The sequence below is a fragment of the Bacillus sp. EB V-12 genome (genome assembly GCF_056158125.1).
Genome location: NZ_JBUXJL010000032.1, coordinates 1 through 7,975 on the forward strand (window position 1 = coordinate 1; position 7,975 = coordinate 7,975).

8 protein-coding genes and 1 pseudogene are annotated in these 7,975 nt (G+C 34.0%); 2 read left to right on the forward strand and 7 right to left on the reverse strand.

Annotated elements, in window-relative coordinates:
* Window positions 1–166 precede the first annotated feature (166 nt).
* Together ACZDYH_RS30085 and ACZDYH_RS30090 are read right to left on the reverse strand one after the other, a co-directional pair.
* On the reverse strand, window positions 167–1,228 hold the full coding sequence (locus ACZDYH_RS30085) for a hypothetical protein (RefSeq protein ID WP_474887998.1): 1,062 nt from the start codon (window positions 1,226–1,228) through the stop codon (window positions 167–169).
* Window positions 1,229–2,002: 774 nt separating this feature from the next.
* A complete protein-coding gene (locus ACZDYH_RS30090; RefSeq protein ID WP_434714802.1) occupies window positions 2,003–2,686 on the reverse strand; it encodes a CPBP family intramembrane glutamic endopeptidase in 684 nt (227 codons plus the stop codon).
* Between the two features lie 212 nt (window positions 2,687–2,898).
* On the opposite strand from ACZDYH_RS30090, the gene ACZDYH_RS30095 reads away from it, so the two are divergent.
* Together ACZDYH_RS30095 and ACZDYH_RS30100 are read left to right on the forward strand one after the other, a co-directional pair.
* Window positions 2,899–3,507 (forward strand): DUF998 domain-containing protein, encoded by a 609-nt coding sequence (locus tag ACZDYH_RS30095; protein WP_326304875.1) that lies wholly within the window; start codon window positions 2,899–2,901, stop codon window positions 3,505–3,507.
* A gap of 488 nt (window positions 3,508–3,995) precedes the next feature.
* Window positions 3,996–4,721, forward strand: a complete 726-nt coding sequence (locus ACZDYH_RS30100) for a collagen-like triple helix repeat-containing protein (protein ID WP_474888001.1) — start codon at window positions 3,996–3,998, stop codon at window positions 4,719–4,721.
* A 136-nt stretch (window positions 4,722–4,857) separates the two neighbouring features.
* On the opposite strand, the gene ACZDYH_RS30105 is transcribed toward ACZDYH_RS30100, so the two are convergent.
* The 5 genes and pseudogenes from ACZDYH_RS30105 to ACZDYH_RS30125 all read right to left on the reverse strand — a co-directional run.
* Entirely contained in the window at window positions 4,858–5,142 is a 285-nt protein-coding gene (locus ACZDYH_RS30105) for a hypothetical protein (RefSeq protein ID WP_368937209.1), read from the reverse strand.
* A 74-nt stretch (window positions 5,143–5,216) separates the two neighbouring features.
* On the reverse strand, window positions 5,217–5,522 hold the full coding sequence (locus ACZDYH_RS30110; protein ID WP_197241595.1) for a DUF2325 domain-containing protein: 306 nt from the start codon (window positions 5,520–5,522) through the stop codon (window positions 5,217–5,219).
* 552 nt (window positions 5,523–6,074) lie between these two features.
* A pseudogene (locus ACZDYH_RS30115) lies at window positions 6,075–6,308 on the reverse strand (hypothetical protein); the annotation flags it as partial.
* 162 nt (window positions 6,309–6,470) lie between these two features.
* Entirely contained in the window at window positions 6,471–7,046 is a 576-nt protein-coding gene (locus ACZDYH_RS30120; protein ID WP_000757467.1) for a hypothetical protein, read from the reverse strand.
* A gap of 16 nt (window positions 7,047–7,062) precedes the next feature.
* A partial coding sequence (locus ACZDYH_RS30125; RefSeq protein WP_474888004.1) for a peptidoglycan DD-metalloendopeptidase family protein occupies window positions 7,063–7,975 on the reverse strand: 913 nt, incomplete at its 5' end.

Genomic DNA, 7,975 nt, shown 5'->3' on the forward strand with positions numbered 1-7,975 from the left:
TGGCGGGACCCCACATCCATCAACTTAAGGTTTCAGAGTTATTCTGAAAGAAAAAGTAGCTTTTTTATCACAAGTTATCATTGCTTTAGGGGTACTATGAAAATTTCAGCTTGATTGTGATGAAATTCGAATAAAGAGGGATAGCAAAAAATGCTATCCCTCTTTATTAATTTTTGTCGTAAAACTGGTTGATGGAATTAATAACATTAGTATTAAAAATATGAATTTTTTCTGCTCCATAGTAGCTAATAGGATAAATCCCCACAAATGTTTGATAAGCATTTACATATTGTTGATAGCGATTTTGAAAAATACTCGCACTTAAATTATTTGAAGAATCCCCCCAACTAATCTTACCATCAATCTCCATTTGAACTCCAATACGGGTTGTATTATTACTTAATTTAATTGCTGCAGGATTACCATCGCGGAAAGTTACTTGCTGTTTTTGTATACTGTATTTTACTCCTTGTAAATTTGAAGCCGGTGCTTGGTTTGAGATTCTTGTCCCAGTTCCATTGAAATAGTAGTTAGGTTGTAGCAACACCTCATCAAAAATATTCGTCCTATTTGTCACAAAACCTACACGTTTAATTGTATCTGCTGCGATGTTTTCAGCGTTAGAGTAGGTAGGAACCCATATGAAATCGTAACGTTTTGATAAGGAATTTTTAACATAGTACGATAAATCATTAGCTAACTTGACTGTCCTATTGTTCATGAGATTATTGTAATCGAATTGTTTGCCTGGGTTATTATACATATACTCGCAGTTGAAATAAAATCCTGATACTGAGTTCCCAAGTTCTTTGTCAATCTGATTAATAAAGCTTTGAAGTTTAGGGTATAGTTTGTCAAATGGTGCATTTTCAGAATTTAGTCCTGGTAGCCCAATGATAACAGGTTTAGGTTGTTGAGATTTATTAATAGTGTTAACAGTATCTTTTATATACGATAAGGCCCTAGAATAAGAATTATTAGAACCATCAGTGTACACTTCCCAATGCGGGCTAGGTAGAATTACAAATTCATTAACATTTGTAAATTTATCAATATCCGTAGTATTAAATTTAGGATATATAGCCCCATTGTTTGTCTCACCTACATAAAGAAATACACGTTTTGAATTTGAAGCTGCTTGTACATCTGAAGAACCATAAAAAGTGAAACTAGTGATGCTTAATACTAGCATGATGATTAGAGATAAGCTTTTTTTAACTATTTGCATAAAAATCCTCCTATAATAGTTTTATATTTTCCTATAAGCGACAATTTCTTTTTATATGTTATAATTCCCTGTAAAAAGATTGAAAGTAAATTTATATATACATAAAACAGAAGATTCTGTCTATTCATCTTCAATTTACCAGTTAAAAAATTTAATTTGTGGATGTAATCTTTTCAAATCTATATCAAACTAAGGATTTGGAATCACCTCAAAATGAAAATTTTACCCTTTTACAGTAATTCTAGAATTCGGCTTATTTTTTTCATTTTGGGGAACTACCAATTTCTTAAGTTGATGGATGTGTGGCGGGACCCCTACAAGAAATAGGAGTTCCGCCAGCATTCTGATCCTATTAAACAATAAATAAAAAAGTGCAAAATCCATCAACAGATTTCGCACCAAAAACAGATAAAAGATACAATCACTAGAAACATAGGAGAGTGTTTCACCACCTATCATAAACCTTATCCTTACATTTTTGTGTCATAATTTTAAAAATGTAAATATTAATCATTTTATTTTGGACTTTCTTTTCACTTAAGTTATACTAAACTACAAAGAAACAACTCTCCATTAGGCCGTCAATAATTATGCTAACAAAACACAAAAAAAACCAATTCCCGTGTAATGGAATTGGTTTTTTTGTGCAATTCAGTCAATACAGCAACTTGAACCCACATTTTCCAATGTAGTCTTATTAATCTTACCATAATTTTAAAATTCATAAACAAAAAATAAATCACTAGTAAGTTGCGCGAACCCGCTGCTTTTTCATCAAGAAATCTGGAGTATAACAACAATTAAGTTCATACTAGCATGAACAACAAATGATACTAGTAACCTATTAGTACGCACATATACTAAAGCCAGTATAACTCCAATTAAAAAATATCCAAATATAAATGGAAAATCAAAATGCATGATAGAAAAGAACAATGCGCTTATTAGTATGCTCCAAGTTTGCTTAAACTTAGAACTTAAAATATTTATGGCCACAAAACGAAAAACAAACTCTTCTACTAACGGTGCAAGAAGAACAATTGAAATAAGTGCCACAGGAGATATTGCTGCAGCAGCGACTGTACTAGACGTATTTGCTGATTGCATAGTTAACTGAAATACACTCTTATCTAAAACACTACCAACCATCTGCGCAAGAAATACTACTATGATCCCAACTAAAATCCATACAAATGAATTTCTTGATAATTTAATCGATAACTTGGGATCATTCATTAATTCTTTACTATATATAAGAAAAATGATTATCAGCATAAGTGAAAACCCAATTAGTTCCCAATGCACAAGAAGTTGTTGAATTGCTTGCTGTTGATTTCCCTGAATATCATACCAGCCCGTCTTCGCTAGCAATTGTACACCTATAATTCCAACAAATTGAGTCATTATAAAATATATAATTATGATATAACCTGATTTATGTATATTACTATTATTCATGTTTATGTATTTACCCTCCACTTTTTGTTATTTAATTAACGATTTTGTTAATTTTTGATCCATTCATTTTTTCTACGTTTTTCCGCTAAACACATTTTTCCTGAAAACCTCATATTGTTGAGCAGGGTTATCGAATCTCAACTTGAAAATTTTCACTTTTAATGATGTAACCACCTATAATGGAAATATACTTTTTCCAAAGGAGGAATCTAATGCATATATCAAACAGGTTTGGCTTATTTAGCTGGATTGCAACTTGCCTATACTTTTTAATTGAACTTTTCTTTATTTTCACTTCTACAGCACCTTATAACTATTTTCGACACGCAATGAGTGATCTAGGTGTAACAACCTGTGGAGAATTCACCTACGAAATAGCTCCGTATGAAATATGCTCCCCTAATCATTTTTGGATGAATTTACTCTTTGTTATTAATGGAATAACATTTTGTATTGGAGTACTATATATTTCACAACATCTAGAAAAAACAAGAATTAATAGAATAGCAACACTTTTTATACTTATAATAGGAATTTCCACTATAGTTTCAGGATTAATTCCTGCAGATGTAAACCTAATTGGACATTCTATTCTAGTTTGGATAGGTATGCTTACTGTATTTCCAGGACTATTTATTTTTGCTAAGAATCTAAAAAAAGCTAGAAAATGGACATATTTCTGTTTAATAAGCTTAATAGTAATAACAATCCTTATCTCACTTGTTTTTCTTTTCCCCTTACCTGCAGGCCTACTACAAAGACTTTTCTACTTGGTTCTTTTCGTTTGGGGAACTGTATCAACCTACAAATCAATAAAATAAAAAATTTGTTCACTTTTTTAATACATTTATGAAACATTCGTGTGTTATCTTCAGTACGCTCTTTTCTTTTTATAATGTCGTGTGAGATATACCATGACTAGAAGCCCTAGCCTCCTAATCCTAGGGCTTCTATATTTAAAATAAGAATGTTGTTAAACAACTGCACATGTATTAAGAACATACATAAAATATAATGTGGTATTCTTTTTCAATATTAGTTTTGATCATGGAGCGCCTTAAAAAGCGCTCTTTATATTTGAAATAAATAACCCTTTGTTCAAACATAGTCACGATTTATATAAACTAAACATATATTTACATAGACAAGACATAGCTTTTTATTATACATGCACAATTTTTGTGCATGTTTTTTTGCTTATTACAATAACTATTTTTTAAATTTATAAAATATAGCTGCTTGTCCATTTCACATTACTTTATCATTGCATTTACTATTAGTAATACGAATTTTTCAGAGGTGAATTATATTGGACGAGTTTTTATCCTCCGCTGCATTAAATCAGGATTCAATCGGACCTACACTCCCACCTATGCAACCTTTTCAATTCCCTACAGGTCCCACTGGTTCAACGGGGGCTACAGGAGCGACTGGACCTACTGGTGAAACAGGTGCTACTGGAAGTACTGGTTCAACCGGTATTACAGGACCTACCGGAAGTACTGGACCTACTGGTATTACAGGACCCACCGGTATTACTGGGCCTACTGGGCCTACTGGACCTACTGGGCCCACCGGTCCAACACTATCTTTTACTCCGCTTACACCAGACCCTGAACCTATAGAACTTCCAGCAAATACAAATAATTTTTTAATTATGGAGGTCTTTGTACCTATCGAAAGCTTAAATGATAAAGTCTTATTAAACGCAACAATCGGCACTGACCTTGTAATTCATACCCCATCTGATGGAAGCACCTCCTTTACTGTGGACGCCATTACGTACCAGCTATTCCGTAATAATGTGTTACTAACAAGTTCAAGTGTATCCGGTAAATATGAAGTTGGTAGTAATATGGATTTAACTTTTCCTTTTAACTCCACATTTATATGGGTAGATAGCCCAGGTCTCCCACCAGATCCAATTCATTATCATATTGTTGCGAATATAGGAGATCTTAGTGAGACTGTATCATCTGCTCTAGTAGGAAATCGTGGGTTTGCTGCTTTAAGATTTCCGCCTGATCCAATTTAATAAAAAATAGTAATCACTCATTCTACTACGAAAATATAAATACTAAATTTTCACATTCAATTAACCGAGCAGTTAGCTTTTGCTAGCTGTTCTTTTCCTGTAAAATAACTCTTTTATTAAAAACCGGACATTCAACTTAAATCGCATCTGACAATCCAAACCAAACACCTTCATTGTTCCATGTATTCCGCCCTAATCGAATTTCTTTAAAGCTACTTACATACGGGTATAAAAATCCCTCTAAATAGGATTCATACGTATTTTGAAACATTGGAAAATATACAGATACATCGGACATAAGATCTTTATATTTTTCCTTATAATATTCGTAAAACTTCTCTCCCTCTATATCTAAAATGAATTGAAATTCGATGTTTTCTTTCCCTTCTGGTGGAAATAATACATATATATCTTTAAACACTATCTTCCTCCGTCCTCTTTTTAAATGCTATATATTGATTTAACAATAATAATTCCATAGATATGTATCAAACCTCATGCAACCTTCAAAAGCTTTAATCCCATTTCAAGCGCATCAGTTCCACCAAATCCCGGATTAAATAATAGTGGGACATCATACTTCTTTGCGTACTCTTTTGCTACATCAATAGATACATGGCCACATGCACCTTTTTGAATGACAATAACGTCGCATTTTTTTATAACACTTCGAAAGGTTTTCTTTGCGCCTCCGTGATTTTTCCCATCATGGAAAATAACCTGGCAGTCTCTTTTTTTGGCCAACTTCTCTAACGTTCTTCCATTTGATCCACCTAAAACTAGAATTGTACTCATACCCATTCACTCTCCTTATCTTTCTTCTTCATATATGTACTTGGTGATGTTAATAACACAAGTGTACAAGCTACAATATTTATTAACACGAAACAAATTACCAATAATATAACGAAAATCGGTGACAACAAGATAAGAATAAAGCCACTTACAGAACTTATGATACGAGAAAGCCCACACAGGACTTTAGTCCGTCTTTAGACGTGGGATGAAAGTATCGTTTTTGCATAGCAAAACATGGTATACTCTATTCATAGTCATGCAAAAGACTTTAAAACGACTGTTCTCTGAAAACAGAATACATATGAGGTTGGGGTAGCAAATTCTTCTACTCCGTAAAATGTATTAAGTCGTCAAGAACAAGACGTAAAAACATTTGAGAACCAACAATCTGTACGGTATGGTCACAGTACCGTAGCCCACGAACCTATATGGTCTGTTGTGGGAGTGGTGATGGCACACCGCAATCTTGCACGTCAGCGATACCAGAAATGGACTTCGCCTTTGGTAGTAAGAATCCCACTGACGTTAGTCAGCTTGCGGCTTTAGCCGTGGGAGTGTCAATACCAAACAGATGAAAATGAAGCCATTGCTCATGTCTTCGTAACCATCTAGTCCTCGTACAATATTCAAACTATGCATCCATACTGTGATATTATCCCAATTTTCTATTAATAAATATCCACCACCCAACAAAAAAGCCCATCCAAGCAACGTTCCTAATAATCCGAAATTTCGACCTATATAATATCCCGAAACAAAATTCGCAGCTGTTCCAATTAACATCCTCATTTGTATACCTCCATATTTATTTCGTTTTAGCGTTATATACAAATTTTATTTAATCACGGTTTTGTTATATAAGAATATTATGAATATTAAATAAAAGATTTTAGGTACTCTTTATTTTTTTATAAAAGGGTTGCGTTTTTCTCCACAACCCTTATTTTCTACTTAATCCACAGGTACTTCTTCTTGTCCATGCGGAATTTGTGCAATTGGTGTTACAATTTGTGCATATTTGTTTACCTGCACTTTAAATTGTCGTGGTTCTAAGAAGTTTACCTGTTGAATTAAAACTTCAATATGAAACGTATCTACTTTTTTTCCACGGTCAATTTTGGTAATACGCGCATTGTAAAACTTATCTCCATTTAGGAAATACCTTTGAACAGCTTCTGTAGCCAGCATACGCTCATTGCTTGTCATTTTCATTGGTTCAATACCAAATCCAGCCTTTGTAAACAAGTACGGTACATCATAACTACTATTAGAAATTTTTCGTAGTAAATCCTCTACAGTTTTTGTCTTTGCGATATATTCCTCTTCTTTTGTATCAAATCCCTTTGGCTTATCTCCAAGCATCTCGATTTCATCTTGATTGACTTGCTCTTCCTCTTGTACTTGAGATTTCATCATGTAACGATGAATAGTATTATAAGTAGCAACGCCTACTACCAACACAATAATCCCCAATATAACTAAGTACTTACGAGGCAGATTCGCTAACACATTCATGACTTTCTTCATTTCTTCACATCCCAAATCAGTCTATAACATTACGAATTTGCGTCATATGTTGACCTCTTGCCGTATAGTTTAGACCTGTAATTTGTACACCTTTATTATCACCAATATGAATCATTCTTTGATTCCCCATATAAATTGCAACGTGCCCTGGGTTTTCATAGAAAATAAGATCCCCTGGTTGTGCATGATTGATATCTGGTACTTGTTTACCTTGTCCGACTTGAGCACCTGTCCAATCTCCAAGTTGTACACCTATGCTTGTTCTAAAGACATACTGCGTAAATCCTGAGCAATCTGAAGAGCCACCTGGTGGATTACGGTCTCCTAATACATATCTGACTTTTCCTTGCCCTAGCCATTTTTTCGCTTCTTCCAGTACCTTTTGTCGTTTAGCATTTGTCATTGTAGGAGAACCACCAGATGATAACCCTGGATCATCGTTTTTCTTAAAGAACTTCATTGGATCCGTCGGTTGATCGTTTATACGAATTTGGAAATCTAAATGGACAGCGTATCCAAGCATGTTCAGAACACCACCAACATAGTTAGAACCACCCATTTCCCCTATAATTTGTCCTTTTGTTACCATAGTTCCTGGTGTAACTGAAATCTTACTCAAGTGTAAATAACGGGATAAAATGCCATTTCCATGGTCAATATAGACACCTAGACCACCGTAGTTTACATATCCTGTTTGAGCTGTAACTACTCCTGCTTCCATCGACCATACAGGGTCTCCTGGTTTTCCAGCGGTCATGGCTCCAATATCTACAGCATTATGCGGTTTGTTATTATGAATTTCATCAAATGTACCTGTAATACGCCCTGATTTCGTTGGCCATTTCCAACCTTTATCAGAAATCCATTCTCCATCTCCATTTGCTACACAACCTAAATCTTTGTAATATTTTAAAACTTTGGAAACATAT